This is a genomic window from Ruegeria sp. CDSC021, assembly GCF_059610845.1.
In genome coordinates this window covers 276,039-294,765 of sequence record NZ_JBXWOK010000003.1, presented here as the reverse complement: position 1 = coordinate 294,765, position 18,727 = coordinate 276,039, and the positions used below count along the sequence as shown (strand labels likewise).

16 protein-coding genes and 1 pseudogene are annotated in these 18,727 nt (G+C 57.0%); 10 read left to right on the top strand and 7 right to left on the bottom strand.

The genetic code is table 11. The annotated features are described in order from the left end of the window. Positions 1-3: 3 nt before the first annotated feature. The 7 genes and pseudogenes from AC2FGB_RS08210 to AC2FGB_RS08180 form a co-directional block, all read right to left on the bottom strand. Entirely contained in the window at positions 4-477 is a 474-nt protein-coding gene (locus tag AC2FGB_RS08210; protein ID WP_281972981.1) for a hypothetical protein, read from the bottom strand. A gap of 9 nt (positions 478-486) precedes the next feature. Beyond that, positions 487-756, bottom strand: a complete 270-nt coding sequence (locus AC2FGB_RS08205) for a hypothetical protein (protein WP_496677238.1) — start codon at positions 754-756, stop codon at positions 487-489. 127 nt (positions 757-883) lie between these two features. Then, positions 884-1,549, bottom strand: coding sequence for a D-lyxose/D-mannose family sugar isomerase (locus tag AC2FGB_RS08200; RefSeq protein WP_271948728.1), 666 nt, complete (start codon positions 1,547-1,549; stop codon positions 884-886). 16 nt (positions 1,550-1,565) lie between these two features. Continuing rightward, positions 1,566-2,492 (bottom strand): carbohydrate kinase family protein, encoded by a 927-nt coding sequence (locus AC2FGB_RS08195; RefSeq protein WP_142636120.1) that lies wholly within the window; start codon positions 2,490-2,492, stop codon positions 1,566-1,568. 36 nt (positions 2,493-2,528) lie between these two features. Continuing rightward, the gene (locus AC2FGB_RS08190; RefSeq protein WP_496689483.1) at positions 2,529-3,509 is read right to left on the bottom strand and encodes a glucokinase; all 981 of its coding nucleotides are present in this window, start codon (positions 3,507-3,509) and stop codon (positions 2,529-2,531) included. A 39-nt stretch (positions 3,510-3,548) separates the two neighbouring features. Continuing rightward, positions 3,549-4,853, bottom strand: a pseudogene (locus tag AC2FGB_RS08185) (GH1 family beta-glucosidase); the annotation flags it as partial. Positions 4,854-4,855: 2 nt separating this feature from the next. Beyond that, a complete protein-coding gene (locus tag AC2FGB_RS08180; RefSeq protein WP_271948730.1) occupies positions 4,856-5,887 on the bottom strand; it encodes a LacI family DNA-binding transcriptional regulator in 1,032 nt (343 codons plus the stop codon). Between the two features lie 223 nt (positions 5,888-6,110). Here AC2FGB_RS08180 and AC2FGB_RS08175 point away from each other — a divergent pair, with 223 nt between their 5' ends. The 10 genes from AC2FGB_RS08175 to AC2FGB_RS08130 all read left to right on the top strand — a co-directional run bounded on the left by AC2FGB_RS08175 (position 6,111) and on the right by AC2FGB_RS08130 (position 18,684). Beyond that, positions 6,111-7,379, top strand: coding sequence for an ABC transporter substrate-binding protein (locus tag AC2FGB_RS08175; protein ID WP_142636126.1), 1,269 nt, complete (start codon positions 6,111-6,113; stop codon positions 7,377-7,379). A gap of 66 nt (positions 7,380-7,445) precedes the next feature. Continuing rightward, the gene (locus AC2FGB_RS08170) at positions 7,446-8,453 is read left to right on the top strand and encodes a carbohydrate ABC transporter permease (RefSeq protein WP_142636127.1); all 1,008 of its coding nucleotides are present in this window, start codon (positions 7,446-7,448) and stop codon (positions 8,451-8,453) included. 3 nt (positions 8,454-8,456) lie between these two features. Beyond that, entirely contained in the window at positions 8,457-9,605 is a 1,149-nt protein-coding gene (locus AC2FGB_RS08165; RefSeq protein ID WP_496689429.1) for a carbohydrate ABC transporter permease, read from the top strand. Positions 9,606-9,614: 9 nt separating this feature from the next. Then, on the top strand, positions 9,615-11,270 hold the full coding sequence (locus AC2FGB_RS08160; protein ID WP_281995050.1) for an alpha-amylase family glycosyl hydrolase: 1,656 nt from the start codon (positions 9,615-9,617) through the stop codon (positions 11,268-11,270). Between the two features lie 3 nt (positions 11,271-11,273). Then, positions 11,274-12,356, top strand: a complete 1,083-nt coding sequence (locus AC2FGB_RS08155) for an ABC transporter ATP-binding protein (protein WP_496693719.1) — start codon at positions 11,274-11,276, stop codon at positions 12,354-12,356. Between the two features lie 84 nt (positions 12,357-12,440). Beyond that, entirely contained in the window at positions 12,441-13,193 is a 753-nt protein-coding gene (locus tag AC2FGB_RS08150) for a sugar phosphate isomerase/epimerase family protein (protein WP_496693720.1), read from the top strand. Beyond that, positions 13,193-14,239: a LacI family DNA-binding transcriptional regulator gene (locus AC2FGB_RS08145; protein ID WP_271948740.1), complete on the top strand. Its 1,047-nt coding sequence runs from the start codon at positions 13,193-13,195 to the stop codon at positions 14,237-14,239. The genes AC2FGB_RS08150 and AC2FGB_RS08145 overlap by 1 nt, the downstream gene beginning before the upstream one ends. Positions 14,240-14,261: 22 nt before the next feature. Then, on the top strand, positions 14,262-15,011 hold the full coding sequence (locus AC2FGB_RS08140) for a basic amino acid ABC transporter substrate-binding protein (RefSeq protein ID WP_142636138.1): 750 nt from the start codon (positions 14,262-14,264) through the stop codon (positions 15,009-15,011). A gap of 65 nt (positions 15,012-15,076) precedes the next feature. Beyond that, on the top strand, positions 15,077-16,723 hold the full coding sequence (locus tag AC2FGB_RS08135) for an amino acid ABC transporter permease (RefSeq protein ID WP_496693721.1): 1,647 nt from the start codon (positions 15,077-15,079) through the stop codon (positions 16,721-16,723). Next, positions 16,720-18,684: a beta-galactosidase gene (locus AC2FGB_RS08130; RefSeq protein ID WP_496693722.1), complete on the top strand. Its 1,965-nt coding sequence runs from the start codon at positions 16,720-16,722 to the stop codon at positions 18,682-18,684. The genes AC2FGB_RS08135 and AC2FGB_RS08130 overlap by 4 nt, the downstream gene beginning before the upstream one ends. The last annotated feature ends 43 nt before the right edge of the window (positions 18,685-18,727 follow it).

Sequence of the window (18,727 nt, the reverse complement as noted above, 5' to 3'; positions counted from 1 at the left end):
GTCTTATTCGTTCGGCGTTTCTTTCCGGCGCCGGGCGTATTTCAGCAGCATGCTCAGCAAGGTCGTGATGGCTTCGGGCGCCAGTACGCCAACCGGGTCGCGGCGAATTCCGGCTACGGTGTTTTGGACCTCGGCCAGGGAATCCCTGATTTCAGATTCAATGTCTTGCAGCGCCATATCCCGAAGTTCGACTGCGGCCGAGGCATCGCCGTGTTGGTTTATCGAATTGGCGAGCAGAACCAGAATCAAAGCAAGTACCAGATTGGTCCCCGCCACAAGTATCGCAGCAACGGGTTTCGACAGGATCGCGGAAAGCCAAAAAAATCCGGCGAGATTCAGCATGATGATCGCCAGGCCCACCGCCACTCCGGCGGCTATGTAAAACCCGGCCCGTTTCACGGAGATCGCAAGCTGTGCACGTGCGATCAAGCGTTCAGCGCGCAAAATGACTGAGACATTGCGGGATATGCGGCTCATGGGCGTCTCCTAGCGTGACCGGCCAAGCATGTAGCCTAGGGCAAAAATACCAGCGGCAAACAGAATTGATTTTCTGTGCGGCAGATCTTCGAATTCCTCAAGTATATCGTCAAGCTGTGTGGACCAGGATTCGAGGTTATCTGTAAGCCGGTCGGCGATGGTTTCGCGCGGCGGGGCGTCAGCCCCTTTATCTGGCGAAGCGTTTTTTGCCGGTGGCTGCTCGGCAAGCTGCCGTCGCAACTCTGCGATCTCTGCTTCAAGCTCGGCTTTTGTCACCATTGCTCAGGCTCCTTCCCGGCAGACCACTATCTGCGTGCCAGTATCGCCCATGGTAGACTGATTTTCCGATTTAGTAAAAGGGGCTTATCGGGTTCAAAGCCGGTGCCAGCGCGCCTATGCGCCAATGTCAATAATCCGCAACCAGCAGGAAATCCGGGATGGCGTCTTCCTCGATTGTCGCAAAGCGAGGGATTGGCTGTTCGAAGACGTTGTCGGTTCGGTCGTCATTGACGGTAGACACTTCGCCAATCAAACAATCACCTTTTTCCGCCCAGAACGCGTGCCAGATACCCGGCATCAAGGTCACGCTTTGACCGGGCTTTAGCCGCAGCAGTTCGCCAGGTTGAAGCGTCACAGGGCAGTTGTCGCTAGGCACGGTCACAGGGGTATCGCGGTCAATGCCGCCCTGAGGGTCTGAGGCGTAGATTTCCATCACCAGATCGCCACCGCCCCGGTTGATGATATCCTCGGCTTTGACGATGTGCCGGTGCATCGGCGAAAGCTGCTTGTCCCGCGACACCAGCAGTTTCTCGGCATAGAGCATGCCTTGCCCCTTGTTCAGATCGCTGACATCGCCATTGCGTAGGGTGAACAGGAACAGGCCAAGTTCGTCAAACCGACCCTGGCCATAGTCGGTTATGTCCCACCCAAGCCCGCGTTCACGGATACCGGCGGCCTGTTCGCTGCGCATTTTCTCGGGCGACCAATCCGCAAAGGGCGGCAGCACCGCGCCAAAGGAACGGATAAAGGCCTCGGCCTCGGATTTGATTTCGTTGATTTCGGAACGTTTCATCGGCTTCTTCGTTGGGTCAGAGTTCATGGGCCCAGGGCGGGTTTGCCCCGGCGCGCGCGACAGTTACAGCGGCGACTTCCGCCCCTTTCGAAAGGGCTACGCGCAGGGCGTTTGCTGGCAATGTGCGCAATTCGGATTTTGTTAAGTGGCCTGATTGATCTAGGGCGGACAAGACGCCTGCGTTGAAAGTGTCACCGGCGCCAACGGTGTCGACAACCTCGACCTTTTTTACGGGAACAGAAACGTCGGACCCGTCTGCAAGATACCCGATCGCGCCTTCGCTGCCCCGGGTGACGATCACCACCGAAGGTCCTGCCTGCAGCAACAGCGGAACTTTTTCAGCAAGGCTTTCTGGGCCCGGAATGATCCAGTTCAGATCTTCGTCCGAGACCTTGACGATATCCGCTTGCGCAATCATGCGGTTCAGCCGGGTGCGATACCGGGTCTGATCCCGGATGAAATCCGGGCGAATGTTTGGGTCCAACATGACGGCGCGCTCTGATCCAAAGCGGTCAAGCACCGCCGCATAGGCATCTGCGCAAGGCTCGCATGCCAGACTGATCCCGCCCAGATACAGCGCCGAGACCGAGGGCAGATGGGTTGGCATATCCTCTGGCGTCAACATCCGTCCGGCCGAGTTTTCATCGACGAAACTGTAGGCTGCCTGCCCATCCTTGAGCTGTACAAATGCCAATGTAGTCGGGCGGTCCGAATGGATTACCCGGTCGGAGTCAACATGGCTGGCCTTGAGGGCGGCCATAAGCTGTTGCCCGAACATGTCAGAGGAAAGCCCGGTCAGCAGACCCACCGGCGTATCCAATCGACCCAGGGCAATAGCCGTGTTGAAAATCGCACCGCCAGAATGGGGCACAAACCCCAGTTCGCCCGAGATCGTGGGCGTCTCGATCATATCGATCAGGGCTTCACCACAGCATAGGATCATGCCGGGACCTTTCTGTTTCTGAAACGTGCGGTCAGACTACCGCCTTAGCGCATTTTTACAGAAATTGTTAGCGCCAACAATGCCAAATTCATCCTGTTCCGAGACATACAGGTTCATGGATCGGCGCAACTCGCTGAACCGGCCTCCGGCATTAAAGGCGTCTCGGAAGGCGTCCTTGAACAGCCAGCGGTTCTTTTCGGCCACGCCACCCACAAGGAACACGCCACCGGCAGGCATCATGACGACCGCCAGATCGCCCATGACCGCGCCTAGATGTGTGGTGAACATATGCGCGGCCTTGACGGCATGGGCATCGGTTCCGTCGCGTGCATCCTGAAGGATATCGCGCGCGGTTCGGGGCTCGGCCTTTGCCCGACCCCCTGCCAGTTCGATGGCCTGATAAAGGATCGGCAAACCCGTACCGCTGAGGAACATTTCCGCCTCAAGTGTCAGGGTGTCGTCAAAAAAACACTCGGGGGCCACCTGCCGCGCGGCGTTGAATATTTCGACCTCGTCCTGACTTCGGGGCGAGAGGCCGATATGGCCGCCTTCGCCGGACACCGTGTGATAGCGGCCATTCGAATATAGCAGCGATCCGACACCTAGCCCGGTTCCAGGCCCGACGACCAGACGAGTGCCGGTCGGCGGATGCTTGGCCCCTTGCAAGACTTCAACATTGTCATGGGAAATTTCGGCAACAGACCACGCAGCGGCAGTGAAGTCGTTGATCACAAAGGTATGTCGGGCGCCCGTTGCCCGGGCGATATCATCCTCTGACAGATCAAGTTGGGCGTTGGTCAGCCTGATTGTACCGTTGCGGACAGGTCCTGCCCCGGCGGCAACCACGGCCCGTGGGTCGGTTCCGATCTCGTCGCGCAGGCTATGAAAGGCCTCAAGCAATTCGGGCAGTTTGCCGGTGGGGTATTTGCGCAGGTCCGTCAGTTCACCATTGGTGATAACGCCAAGCCGCGTATTGGTGCCGCCGATATCGGCCACGAGGTTCCAATGGTCGTGCATGGCCCCAGCCGGTTGCGCCAGCGGTAAGGACACTGTGCTTCCCGTCAGGGCGTTTTGTACTGCGGTATAGGACGCCTTGGGTGTGCGCTCCATCGTCTGAAAGTCCACATCCACAAGGCCAAACCTCTTCTCATATCCCAGCGCCCATTCGTAATTGTCCAGCAGGGACCAGATGAAGTAGCCCTTGATCGGCACGCCCTGTGCCAAGGCGTCCTGTACCGCCGAAAGATGTTGGTTCAGATAGTCGATCCGGTCGCTATCCTGCTGCCGTTCGGGGCTGGCCATGCCATTTTCCGTCACCAGAATCGGCAGGTCCCCGGTGTAATCCTGCTTGGTGCGGGTCAGAAACCGGGTCAGGGCGGCGGGTTCGATCTCCCACCCCATCTGAGTTTTGGGCAGCGGTCCGGCGATTTCCTGCAGACTGGGCCAGGTGGTCTCCGAAGGCGCAATCAACTTGCGGGTATAGTAGTTCAGACCACACCAATCGACCGGCGTACCGATGATGTCGAAATCATCCTGCCAGCCAGCGGGCAGGTAGGGCTCTAACCCCTCCAGAACGTTGTCTGGATAGGCCTTGTTGAAAACGCCGCCCAGAAAGAACCGGTTGTAGATGCCGTCATACAGATCAGCCGCGCGGCGCGCTTCGGGGCTGTCATCTGCGGGTTCGGCCCATTCCAGGTTGAAAACCGCGCCCAGGTTGGACATGCCAAGGCCCCGCATCGCGTCGATGGCGCTGCCATGGGCCAGAAGGACGTGGTGCATCGCGCGGGCGGTTGCACGGATGTCGCGAAGACCCGGGGCGTGATGGCCTTCGAAATGGCTCAGCCAGCTGACGCACCACGGCTCATTTATGGGGGCGACGCTGTACATCCGATCGCCGATGCGGCCCATGATGACCTCGGTGAAATCGGCGAACCACCCGGCGATATCTCGATTGCGCCAGCCGCCCAGATCGGCCAGAAACGAAGGTAGTTCCCAATGGTAAAGCGTGGCGCAGGGGCGGATACCGCGTTCCAGCAGCGCATCGGCCAGCCGATCATAGTAATCCAGCCCGGCCTCATTCACCTGACCACGGCCTTCGGGCAGAACCCGCGCCCAGCTGGTTGAAAACCGGTAGCAATCAAAGCCGCCATCGCGCACCAGATCCAGATCCTGCGGGAACCGGTTCAGGTGGTCACAGGCCAGATCCCCGTTTTCATTTCGCACAACATTGCCGGGGGTCCTGGCAAAGGTATCCCAATGGGTTTGCCCGGCCCCTCCCTGTGCGTGGCCTTCGATCTGATAGGCCGAGGTTGCGACGCCAAAGAGGAAATCTTTGGGGAAATCAGTGCGGTTGTATTTCATATTCAGAACCTGTTGGGGGCGGGACCGGTCGAGCCGCCAACTACCAGCTCAGCCTCCAGCAATCTAGTTTTGGCCGGGTCTTCGGGCGCATTTATTCGTTCGATCAGCATTTCGGCAGCTATTTCACCGGCCAACCGAACCGAGGATCGCGTGGCGGTGAAGATCGGTACATCCTGCCCGTTTTTCAGATAGGACAGGTCGTCATCATGGGCGATCACCGAAACATCGCGGCCCATCTGCAGCCCTGCTTCGTTCAATGCCCGCCGAACTCCGATGGCCGAAATCATTGACGAAACCAGGATGGCGGTCGGAGGGTTCTTAAGTTGAGCCATATCGCGCGCTTCGTGGTGGCCATATACCTCTGTCATCTCGGCGCTGCGCATCAATTCAGGGTCCGGTGACAGACCGGCTTGATTCAGGGCCTGCAGGTAACCGGCCCGGCGGCGTTGGGCGAAATCCATATCTTCAAGTCCGTTGATAAGGGCGATCCGTCGATGCCCCAGGTCGATCAGAAACTGGGTGGCGCGCTTGAACGAGCTTTTGTTGTTCACATCAACCCAGTCATAGGGTGCGTCTATTCCAGTGGATCGTCCGTGCACAATGAAGGGCGCGCCCATGCGATTGAGGACTTCAATCCGCTGCTCGTTCACCTTGGGGCCCTGCAGAACGACACCGTCCACGGCACCACGCTGAAACAGGTCGCGATAGGCGCGTTCAATAGATGTGTCGTCGGCGCTAGTGAACATCATGTCATAGCCGTGTTCAGCATATCTACGAGCAGCCCCGGCGACAAAATCGCCAAAGATTGGGTTAACCATTTCATGCTGGGATGAGCTGGGAATCACGTGCCCGATCACGTGTGATCGACCTGTCGCAAGACCCTTGGCTCTGCTGTTCGGGCGGTACCCGTGTTTTGTTGCGGCGGCCTGAACCCTTGTGCGCGTGGCTTCGCTGACCTCGGGGTATCCGTTCAGCGCGCGGCTGACGGTTGTTTGAGACAAACCAAGGATTTCAGAGAGCTGCTTTAGGTTCATATTTGTTCAAAGCGCCTACAAATTACTGCGTATTCCTGTTTTTGCGGGCATTTTCGCTGGTGGTCAACAGATTTCACGAACATCTTGTTTGATATTTATATTTATGGGCCTTCGCAAAGCAATCGTTGACAGGTGAAGGCTGTTAGCGCATAAACTCACTCCAGCCAAAGCGCTTTGGATATTTGAGACCAAAGGCGCGAGATATCGTTGGGAGGAGAAATTCATGAAACACTCGCTTTATGCTGGCGTCGCCGCATTTACCCTGATCGGGGGCGTCGCACAGGCCGACAAGGTTACCGTATTCGGCCCGTGGCTGGGGCCGGACCAAGAGAATGTCGAAAAGGTTCTGGATGGGTTCGCGGCGGCGACCGGGCATGAGTACAGCTATGTCGGCTCGGACAGCTTTGAGCAGCAAATCAGAATTGATGCCGAAGCCGGATCGGCGCCCAACGTAGCAGTGTTCCCTCAGCCCGGTCTGGCGTCAGATATGGCCAAGGCGGGTTTCCTGACTCCCCTGAGTGAAGGAACCGCGGATTGGATTCGCGACAACTATGCGGCTGGTCAGTCCTGGGTGGATCTGGGAACCTACCAAGGTCCGGACGGGCAGGATCACCTATATGGCTTCTTCTACAAGGTCGACGTGAAGTCGCTGGTTTGGTTCGTGCCGGAAAACTTCGAAGATGCCGGTTATGAGATTCCGACTACGATGGAAGAGCTCAAGGCGCTGTCCGATCAGATCGTTGCAGATGGCGAAACGCCATGGTGCATCGGGCTGGGTTCCGGCGGAGCGACAGGTTGGCCAGCGACTGACTGGGTTGAAGACATGATGCTGCGCACGTTGCCGCCCGAAGATTATGACGCCTGGGTCGCCAACAAATTGAAATTTAACGATCCTAAGGTTGTCGCCGCGATTGAAGAATTCGGAGCGTTTGCGCGCAACGATGATTACGTGGCCGGCGGAGCCGGCGCGGTCGCAACGACTGACTTTCGTGACAGCCCGAAGGGCATGTTCAGCTCGCCTCCGCAATGCTACATGCACCGTCAGGCTTCGTTCATTCCGGCCTTCTTCCCTGAAGGCACGGTTGTGGGCGAGGATGCCGATTTCTTCTATTTCCCGGCCTATGAAGGTAAGGATCTCGGCAGCCCGGTCCTTGGGGCCGGAACAGTTTGGGCAATCACCAATGACAGCCCGGGCGCGCATGCGCTGATGAAATACCTGGAGACACCCGAGGCGCATGAAGCCTGGATGGCTCTGACCGGGTTCCTGACGCCGCACAAAGGCGTCGATACCTCGGTCTTCTCAGACCCAACGCTGAAGAAGATGAACGACATTCTTCTTGGTGCAACGACGTTCCGGTTTGACGGTTCTGACCTGATGCCGGGCGGCGTGGGTGCAGGCACCTTCTGGACTGGTATGGTCGACTATACGGGCGGAACACCTGCCCAGGACGTCGCCGACGAAATCCAATCCTCGTGGGACGCGCTGGACTAAAGCGTCTGAGATTGGGCAACCCGCTCTGCCGGGTTGCCCGAACCTATCGTCGCAAGGGAGAGCGGCATGCACCCGGCATTTCAAGGCCTGCTGACCATCGCCATCGGCGTGTCAGGTTGCGTGGGCTACTTCTATCTATCCAATCAGTTTCTGGACAAAGTTCTGTTCCCGCCTCGGGGGCCGAATGCTGGCCGGAATATCAACCGCGCGAACATGATCCGGCCTTGGTTGTTTCTGTTCCCAGCGCTGGCTGCTTTGGGCTTGTATCTGGCCTATCCGGTTGTCGAAACCCTACGCCTGTCACTGACTGATCGTGTCCCAGGCGGCGGCTACAAATGGGTCGGGCTGGACAACTATATCCAGATGGCCAAGGAGCCCAAGTTTTGGGAAGCCATGCGCAACAACATGTTATGGCTGATCGTGGTGCCTGCAATGTCGACAGCGTTTGGCCTATTGGTGGCTCAGCTGACCGACCGCATCCGCTGGGGCAACATCGCCAAGTCTCTGATTTTCATGCCGATGGCCATCTCGTTCGTGGGGGCCTCGGTGATCTGGAAGCTGGTCTATGACACCCGTCCGGTTGAGCAGGACCAGATCGGGATGCTGAACGCGCTTTACATCTTTTTCGGAGGGGTCGAGCCGCAGACATGGTTGACCATCCCCTTCTGGAACAGCTTTTTTCTTATGGTTGTGCTGGTCTGGATTCAGACTGGTTTTGCCATGGTCATCCTGTCAGCCGCCCTGCGCGGCATTCCCGAGGAAACCATCGAAGCTGCCATTCTGGATGGGGCCAATCCGTTCCAGATTTTCTTCCGTATCAAGGTGCCGCAGATCAAGACCACCATCCTGGTGGTCTGGACCACGATCACCATCACCGTGCTCAAGGTCTTTGACATCGTGTTTGCCATGACAAACGGCCAGTGGGAAACGCAGGTTCTGGCCAATTACATGTATGACAAGCTGTTCCGCACCAATGACTGGGGCGTGGGCTCGGCTTCGGCCATGGTGATCATGCTGCTGGTGGCACCGATCCTTGTCTGGAATGTGCGCAATGCGCGCAAAGAGATGGAGTAGGCCATGAGCGAAATAGCAGGAACCAAACCCGCCCTTCGCTGGGCTGTCCATGCCTCGGTTCTTTTACTGGTCGTGCTCTGGGTGGTGCCGACGCTGGGGCTGTTGATCTCATCCTTTCGTACTGCCGACCAGATTGCCACAAGCGGCTGGTGGCGGTCGTTGTTCCCATCCGAGCAGAACCTGACCCTGCGCGCTGCAGCACCTGAAACTCAGGTGCTGGAGAATGGCGTTTACGTGATCGAAGGCAACCTGTTCGAGGCGGGCACACAGGCGGCGATCTCAAAATGGGGCACCAGTTCCCGGGCGATTGATGATTTTGTACCCGGTGACACGGCAGAGCTGCGCAAGGGTGGCACGATCACGGTGGATGCCGACGGCAAATACCGGATGGAAAACACCGAAGAGTTCACCGGCAGTCGCGGCACGCGCGTCTTTGTGACGGCGGAACTGCCTCCCGAGTTCACCCTGGCCAATTACCACAAGGTCCTGCTTGCTGAAGACAGCACTGACAGTATGGGGCGGGCGTTTTTCAACACGCTGACGGTCACGATACCGGCGACGATCATTCCGATCCTAGTAGCCGCCTTTGCCGCTTATGCGCTGGCTTGGATGGATTTCCCAGGTCGGGCACTGTTAATCGCCGCGGTTGTTGGCCTGTTGGTGGTGCCGCTGCAACTGGCACTGATCCCACTGCTGAAATTTCACCTGAGCATCGGAATTGAGAAAGGCTATCTGGGCGTCTGGATGGCCCATACCGGGTTCGGGATGCCATTGGCCATCTACCTGTTGCGCAACTACATGGCCGGGCTGCCGCGCGATCTGATCGAAAACGCACGTGTAGACGGCGCGACCGAGTTCCAGATCTTTACCAAACTGATCCTGCCACTCAGCTTTCCGGCATTGGCGTCTTTTGCCATCTTCCAATTTCTCTGGACTTGGAATGATCTGTTGGTTGCCAAAGTGTTCCTAATCGATGCGTCCGGCCAGACCACAGTGATGACAAACCGGATTGTCGAGCTGCTTGGAACGCGGGGTGGAAACTGGGAAATCCTTGCCACGGCGGCGTTCGTCTCGATCGCTGTGCCGTTGGCTGTTTTCTTCGCAATGCAAAAATACCTGGTCCGTGGTCTGCTGGCCGGGTCGGTCAAATAGAGGCGTCTGATGAACGTGCAGAACACAGCAGAACTTTCCAATGCAACCAAGGTGGCCGCTGACTGGTGGCGTGGTGGCGTCATCTATCAGATCTATCCGCGCAGCTTTCAGGACAGCAATGGTGACGGGATCGGAGACCTGAAAGGCATCACCCAGCGATTGGGGTACATTGCCTCTCTGGGCGTTGATGCGATCTGGATTTCGCCCTTCTTCAAATCTCCGATGAAGGATTTCGGATATGACGTCAGCGACTATCGCGATGTTGATCCGATGTTCGGCACGATGGAGGATTTTCGGGACCTGCTGGATCACGCCCATGCCCAGGGGTTGAAGGTGATGATTGATCTGGTTCTGTCGCACACGTCAGACCAGCACCCTTGGTTCAGCGAAAGCCGCGCCAGCCGTGAAAACGCCAAATCCGATTGGTATGTCTGGGCCGATCCAAAACCGGACGGTACGCCCCCGAACAACTGGTTGTCGATTTTCGGGGGCTCGGCCTGGCAGTGGGACTCGCGACGTTTGCAGTATTATTTGCACAACTTCCTCACCTCGCAGCCGGATCTGAACTTTCACTGTCCGGATGTGCAAGACGCCTTGCTGGATGTTGCCAGGTTCTGGCTTGATCTGGGTGTCGATGGGTTTCGTCTGGATACAATCAACTTCTATTTCCACGACAAACAGTTGCGAGATAATCCTGCCCTGCCCGTCGATCAGCGCAATGCCTCAATCGCGCCGATGGTAAACCCGTATAACCATCAGGACCACCTGTTCTCCAAAAGCCAGCCCGAGAACATTGCCTTTCTGGAACGCCTGCGGGCCCTGACCGATCAATATGAAGGTCGCGCCTGTCTGGGCGAGGTGGGCGACGCACAGCGTGGGCTTGAGATAATGGGCGAATACACCAGCGGTAATAAGCGCATGCACATGTGCTATGCGTTTGAGTTCCTTGAAAAGCGCGCTTTGACTGCCAGCTATGCACAGCAGGTATTTGATCAGCTCGAGGACAAAGCAGGTGATGCCTGGCCTTGCTGGGCATTTTCGAACCATGACGTGGAACGTCACGCGTCGCGCTGGCGTCTGGACGATGCAGCCGCCAGACAGCATGCAGTTTTGATGATGTGCATGCGCGGCTCGGCCTGCTTGTATCAAGGCGAAGAGTTGGGCCTGCCCGAGGCGGACGTGGCCTTTGACGATCTGCAAGACCCGTATGGCGTCGAATTCTGGCCTGAGTTCAAGGGCCGCGACGGATGCCGGACGCCGATGGTTTGGGCTGCGCAGGATGAACAATCGGGCTTTAGCACCGGCAAGCCTTGGTTGCCTGTCAGTGACCCTCAGGCCGAGCGTGCCGTGGACCGATCAGAGGCTGAGCCCAAGTCCATGCTTCACCATTATCGTCGTGCGATTGCATTCCGCCATGCCCATCCGGCTTTGATGTTGGGGGCGCAAAAGAACATGACGCAGATCGGGACCGTTCTGACCTTCACACGTGAAGATCAAGCGGAAGAGGTGTTCTGCGCATTTAACCTCGGTACCGAACGTTCCGAAGTAATCTTGCCAGGCGGGAACTGGCGCGTGATCGGAGAAGAGCTGGGTGGCGTCGCGGGAACGGGGACAGTGTCTCTGGGTGCTGCACAATTCTGCCTGCTGTTGAGGGAGAAGGAATAAACCATGTCAGAGCTAAACCTCACAGATGTCGCCAAAACCTATGGCAATGTGGATGTTCTGAAGAACATCAATCTTGAGATTGAGCGGGGCGAGTTGATCGTTTTCGTCGGGCCTTCGGGCTGTGGCAAATCCACCTTGCTGCGCATGGTCGCCGGGTTGGAAAAGATCTCGGGCGGAACGCTCGAGATTGAAGGGCAGGTGATGAACGATGTGCCGCCAGCACAGCGAGGTATCGCGATGGTGTTCCAAAGCTATGCGCTGTACCCGCATATGACCGTTCGCGAAAACATGGCCTTTGCGCTGAAGATAGCCAAAATGCCGGCGGCTGAAGTTGGCGCCGCGGTCGATCGGGCGGCCCGCATCCTACAGCTTGAACCTTATCTGGACCGGTTGCCCAAAGCGCTATCCGGTGGTCAGCGTCAGCGTGTCGCAATCGGGCGCGCCATTGTTCGTGACCCCAAGGTTTACCTGTTCGACGAACCGCTTTCGAACCTGGACGCGGCGCTGCGTGTCGCCACCCGGATCGAAATCGCCCGCCTGAAAGAGGCGATGCCGGACAGCACGATGATCTATGTCACCCATGATCAGGTCGAAGCGATGACATTGGCCAGTCGGATCGTCGTGCTGGCCAACAAAGGGATCGCTCAGGTTGGGACGCCGTTGGAACTATATGAGACGCCCGACAATGAGTTTGTCGCGCAATTCATCGGTTCACCAGCAATGAACCTGATGTCGGGGGTCATTACCGCCACCGGCGCACAGACAGTCGTCAAGCTGGACGGTGGCGGCACGGCGATATCAGCGGTACCAACCGAGGCTGGAGACGAAGGCAAGCAGGTGAATATCGGCGTCCGCCCGGAAGATTTTGTGTCCGTGGACAGCGACCCAATCCTTGAAGGGGTCGTAGACTTTACCGAGGCTTTGGGCGAGGTGACGCTGTTATACTTCGCGGTAGAGAATGGGACGGATGCCCTTATTGCCAAGCTTCCGGGCGTTCAGAAGAATATGCGGGGCAAGACTGTGATGGTCTCAGCGAATCCTGACAAGGTTCATTTGTTCCATCAGGGGGTTTCCATGCGGAAATAACCCTTTCCAACACGGTTCTTGACAAGACCCCTGATGCTGTTTCAACTTGATTGAAACGTTTCATTTTGTGGTAGAACCGTGAAAATGCGAGTTTCAGCGCAGTTATACACAGTCCGGCAGGTTGGGGATTTGGCGGCCCAGCTTGACTTGGTGCGTGCCTGCGGGTTCACCGATATTGAAACGGTCGGGCTCCACGATCTTACCCCCAAGCAGGTTACCAATGTGGTTAGACAGGCTGGTTTCACCGTTCGATCGGCCCATTTTGACTGGGAAGAATTTGAAACACGGCTTGATGACATTCTTAGAATGCTTGAAGCTTTGGAATGCCCTGTGGCGGTCATGCCTTGGCTGTCGCCCAAGGCTCGGCCCGGCACCGCCGAGGGGTGGAAGGCAGTGTCGGGCCGGTTGGCGAAATGGGCTGATGCCCTGTCTGCCGACGGTGTGCGCCTTGCCTATCATAACCACGATTTTGACCTTGTCGATCTTGGGCAGGGCTCGCCATTGGATATGGTCCTGTCGCATGAGGCCATTGGATGGCAGCCGGATATCGGTTGGCTGTATTCGGCGCTTTCTGACCCCGCTGCACTGCTGAGCCGTTATTCCGACCGGATCGTTTCCGTCCATGCTAAAGACGTTGATCCATTGGCCGGACAAGGCGACGAGCGCTGGCGAAATCTGGGGCAGGGGGTTGTGGACTGGCCTCTGGTCCTGCGTGTTCTGGCTGACAGTCCCTGCGCTGACCTTTTTGTGGAACATGATGAAACTGCCGATCACGCGCAAACATTGCAGACGGGACATGACCTGTTGATGCGAATGCGCAGCGTTGAGGTGACATAGTGGCGCGCGCGACGATCAAGTCGATTGCAAAGCAGACGGGGTTTTCTGTCGGAACCGTCTCGAACGCGCTGCGTGGTGCGGAAACCGTCAAGAAAGAAACGCGGCAGCAGATTCAGTCCGCCGCCGAACAGCTTGGATACCGGGTCAATCTGGACGGGCTGAAGCTGCGGACAAAAAAGTCCTATCGCATCGGCGTTCTGGTCAGCGTGTCACCTGATTCAGATGAAGAATGGGAAGGTGTCGAATTCACACGCATTGTCGCGGGTATTTCGCGGGCTTTGAAAGGGTCGCGTTATGAACTTGGCGTTCACAGCGTGGCGGGCCTGCAGGGAACGATGGCGACGCTGAAGGAAATCGTTCAGAACGGATTGGCGGACGGGGTGATATTCTCGGGTACGCGCCACGCCGATCCGCGCATTGCCTATCTGCAACAGAATGGTTTCCCCTTTGTCACCATGGGTATGAGCGACAGCGGCAGATCACATGCCTATGTCGATATCGACAGTCAGGCAGCAGGTCACGATGCAACGCAACGATTGCTAGCCTTGGGGCATCGCCGGATTGCCCTGGTGAACCCTCCGGATGACCTGGTTTATGCGACGCAACGCCGAACGGGCTATGCCCAGGCGTTCAGAGCGTCCGGTCTGACCGTTGACCCGGCCCTGATCTTCAGCGGGCCTACGACCGCACGAACGGGGTATAATGCCTTTGAAGCCTTGATGCGGCTATCCGACAGGCCAACCGCGATCATCTGCGCGAACGAAGCCATGACCCTGGGTGTGCTTTCTGCTGCCCATGCGGCGGGTGTTGAGGTCGGTCGCGAACTGACCGTGATCTCGACCGATGATCTGCAACTTAGCCGTTATTTTGTCCCTCCGCCCAGCACCTATTACGTCCCTATTGAGGAAACCAGTCGATTGCTGGGTGAGTATATGCTCAAGGCTTTGGACGGGGTTGACCCGTCCGAAACACAAAAAAAGATCAGGGCCATTTTGATCGAGCGGCAACCTGACACAGTCGCGCCGGAAGCGGCGCTAAACACCTGAACCAACAAAGGAGTAACCGGAGATGTTAAGAAACCTATTTGCCGCCGCCGCCCTGACCGCGCTTGCCGCGCCTGCTGTGTTTGCAGCGGATCTTGAAGGGCGCGTACTTAAGATCGGAACAGATGCCACCTATCCGCCCATGGAGACGGTCGATGAGTCCACGGGTCAGATTGTGGGATTTGATGTCGATGTCATGAATGCGATCTGTGAAAAGGTGAACTGCGTCCCGAATTTCGTAAATACAGCCTGGGATGGGATCTTTGCCGCGCTTCAGCAAGGGGAGTTCGACCTCGTGATCTCGGGCGTCTCGATCACGCCTGAACGCGAAGAAAACATGGATTTTTCCGAGCCTTATATCATTGTAAGTCAGGCGATCCTGCTGCAGGTCGACAATGCTGACATGACGTTGGATGACTTCAAAGCAGGTGGTCAGAAGCTAGCCGCGCAGACTGGCACCACCAATGCCCAGCTGGCCGAAGAACTGGTGGGACGCGAGAATGTCAGCCTGTATGACAATTTCTCTGCTGCGATCCTGGCGTTGCAGAATGCTGACGTACAGGGGGTAATCATTGATGGAACCTCGGCATCGGCATATGAACAGGAATTTGCCGGGGAATTGGCTGTAGGCATCACAGGCCTTCAGTCTGATCCGCTGGGTATTGTGTTTCAGGAAGGTGACGCAACCGTTGACGCCATAAACGAAGGGCTGGCCGCCATTCAGGCTGACGGTACGATGGACGCATTGGTTGCCAAATACTGGGGCACTGATTGAGCCGTTGAAACCCTTTCTGACCCGGCGGGAAAACCTGCCGGGTCACGCATAACCCGAGGGACGCCATGATCCGCCTAAGCTCGATCCGGCCGAGTAATCTTGTTTTGCTCGCCGCTGCCCCGTTCATCATCTACCTGTTTGCCTCATCCTCGAAATATCTGAGGTCATTGGTTGCCATTTTGGGGATTGGTGAAAATGCGGGGCCCATTTTTGTTGGGTTTCTTCTGATACTGGCCGTGGCCATATTGGCCTATCTCTCGGCGCGCCGCATCCGGTTTCAAACCATCGCGCCGAACTGGTTGAGGATTGCGGCGGTTTTGGCAATCCCGGCCTCGGCCGGGTTGGCGATCCTTGGACTTTTCCAGCCTCAGGTGCTGATGCCCTTTGCGGAATCCGTCTTCTTTAATGCGCTCAGCGAAAATACGTCTGAGTTCATTGACCGATCTTCGCAACCTTGGGTCTTGTTCCCCGAGATCGTCGCAAAGGTGCAAATGAGACTACAGGCCCTGCTGGTAGGGTTTGCGATGGTGGTCGCGGTGATCCCTCTGACGGCCCGTTTCCCACGATCCATGCAAGCCTATGTTCAGATTGGATTCGAACTGCTGACCGGGCTGGTATTGTTTTACCTGATGTTTCTGGCGCATTGGCAATTTGCGACCGGGGTCGCGATAACGTTCCGTGCAGCGATCTTTGCCTATATCTTTGCGGCCATTATGGGTCTGGTCTGGGTCGGTTTGCAGTCCTTCAAGCCCAAAGCTCGGACAACCGTTGTCTATGGGTCCATCAGCCTGACACTATTGGCCGTGTCGGCGTTCTTTTTTATGCAACCAAAGGTGAGCTTTGTTCTGGTTGGCAGTACTGAAGCAAGAATTGCCATTGTTCGGGGTACGCCGCAGGCCCAGGCGGATTTGATCCGCTTCGGAGAGTTCGACGGAGGTGAAGGCCAACAGTATCGCATTCGCAGCGCCCCCGATGCCGTCTCTGCGCTGGATCAGATCACAACCGTCGACAGTGTGTCTGGTGCTTTTGTTCCGGCCGGCGTTCATACGCAGGGCTATCCGGTGATCTGGCAATCCAGTTTTCTACCGGACAAGTTTCGTAACCCGGCGCTGACTTTTGCGGTTTTCGGGTTTTTGCTTCTGACACTGACGGTCGGAGGCGCGCAGCACAAGCTACATCCGCTGGCTGTAGGGGCCGAGTTTTTTGTCGATACCATTCGCGGCATTCCAATGCTGGTCATCATCCTCTATATCGGCTTGCCGCTTGCCGGTGCGGTCAAGGATGCGACAGGTGGCGGCATCGACATGACCAACATGACCCGCGGCATCATCGCCATTTCCATAGGGTATTCGGCCTATATGGCCGAGATTTTCCGATCAGGGATTGAGGCCATCCCTCGAGGTCAGATCGAAGCAGGCGGCTCGCTTGGGCTGTCCCGCTGGCAGACTGCCCGGCTTATTATCCTGCCCCAGGCATTGCGCATAGTGACACCACCTTTGGGCAATGAATTTATCGCGATGATCAAGGATACCTCATTGCTGTCCATCCTGTCGGTCCGCGACATGACTCAGCGCATGCGCGAGTTTCAGGCCTCAAGTTTTCTGCCCTTCGCGCCATTCAACACAGCGGCGATCCTCTATGTCGTGGTGACGCTTGGTTGCGCTAGTTTCCTCAAATGGATCGAACGCCGCAGCGCACGGGAAAACCGATGAGCAGGCTTGAGCTGGGCGTTTGCTATTACCCCGAGCAATGGGACAAATCGCTGTGGCGCGACGATGCAAAGCGCATGGTCGATATGGGTCTGGATTGGGTTCGGATTGCTGAATTCACCTGGGGCCTGATCGAGCCGGAAAGAGGCCGGTTCCAATGGGGCTGGCTGGACGAGGTGATCGGCATTCTGGGCGATGCCGGTTTGCGCGTGATGATGTCAACGCCTACGGCTGCACCTCCGAAATGGCTAGTGGATGACTGCCCTGAGATCCTGCCAGTTGGGCCGGATGGCCGGGTGCGTGGGTTCGGGTCGCGCCGACATTATTGTTTTTCCAGCGATATCTACCTGACCGAGGCCCGTCGGATCACCACGGAATATGCCCGTCGATATGGCGAAAATCCATTTGTTCGTGCCTGGCAGATCGACAATGAATATAACGATCACGATACGGTTCTGAGCTATTCCAATGCCGCTCGCACCGGTTTTCGCAGATGGTTGCAAGACCGCTATGGCACGATTGAGGCGCTTAACCGAACATGGGGGACAGTGTTTTGGGGGTCGCTCTATTCCGATTTTGATCAGATCGAACTGCCTATAAGTTTGGTGGCCAGCCCGAACCCGACCCATGCTCTGGATTTTGCCCGCTATTCTTCGGATCGGGTGCGGGATTTCAATCGTGCTCAGGCGGATATTCTGCGCAAGTTTGCGCCGGGCCGCGATATTACCCATAATTTCATGGCAGGCAGCTTTGAGTTCGACCATCACGCTGTTGCGGCGGATCTGGATGTAGTCGGTTTTGACAGCTATCCGCTTGGCAACCTGTTGGGATCGTCGCTGTCTGATGAAGACAAACGTCGATACCTGCGAACAGGCGCGCCGGACTATCAGGGGTTTCACTGCGATTTGTATCGCAGCCAGGGCAGGGGCCGAATGTGGGTTCTGGAACAACAGCCCGGCCCGGTGGACTGGGCCGAAAAGAACCCCTCACCAGCGGATGGGATGGTCAGGCTTTGGACGTGGGCCGCTTTTGCCCACGGTGCACAGGCAGTGATGTTCTTCCGATGGCGTCAGGCGAAGTTCGCGCAGGAACAATTCCACACGGCGCTTCTGCGATCGGATGGCAGCCCGGATCAGGCCGCGCTTGAACTGGCGCAGGTTGCAAAAGAGCGTGCTGCCCTGCCGGAAGTCACCCGGCAGAAGGCAGCTGTGGCAATTCTGTTGGATTACGAATCCATCTGGGCTGCAGATATCCTGCCGCATGACGACGCATTCCCGAATGCCGGGATTTTCCGGGTTTGGTATGCTGGCCTGCGTGCATTGGGGGTCGATCTGGATTTCGTTGGTCCCGATGATGATCTGACGGGGTATTCATTGATCGTATTGCCGCAAAACATGATCATCTCGCCAGATCTGGCAAAGAGATTGCACCACAGCCAGGCCAAATTGCTGATCGGTGCCCGTGCGGGCAGCAAGACTGTGGACATGTGGACCCCTGAAAATCTCGCTCCCGGAGAGTTGGCCGATCTTGCAGGGATAAAAGTCATACGCGTCGAATCCCTGCCGGATCTGGCGGGTGAATCCGTAAGCCTCGAGAGCACCGGAACCTTTGATTTTAAAGGCTGGCGGGAAGTCATCGAGACCGAAAATCAGGTAATCGCGCATTTCGTAAGTGCTTACAGGGCTGGCAGCCCGGCGATTGTGCAATCGGACCGGGCTATGTATCTGGCGATGATCCCAAACGGGCCGTTGCTACGGGCGATCCTGATTAAAGCGCTGACATGGGCGGGCCTTCCGATACGGGAATGTGGCCCGGACCTTCGTGTTACACAGCGGGGTGACCTCGGCTTTGGGTTCAACTTCGGGGCTGCCGCACAGGTTCTGCCGGATGACGAAAATCGGCAATATATTGTTGGTACTTCAGAAATCCCATCCTATGGTGTCTCAGTCTGGAAGTGGAAGTAAACCAGAGCTTGCGGACATGATTGCAAACTGGACCTATGAATTC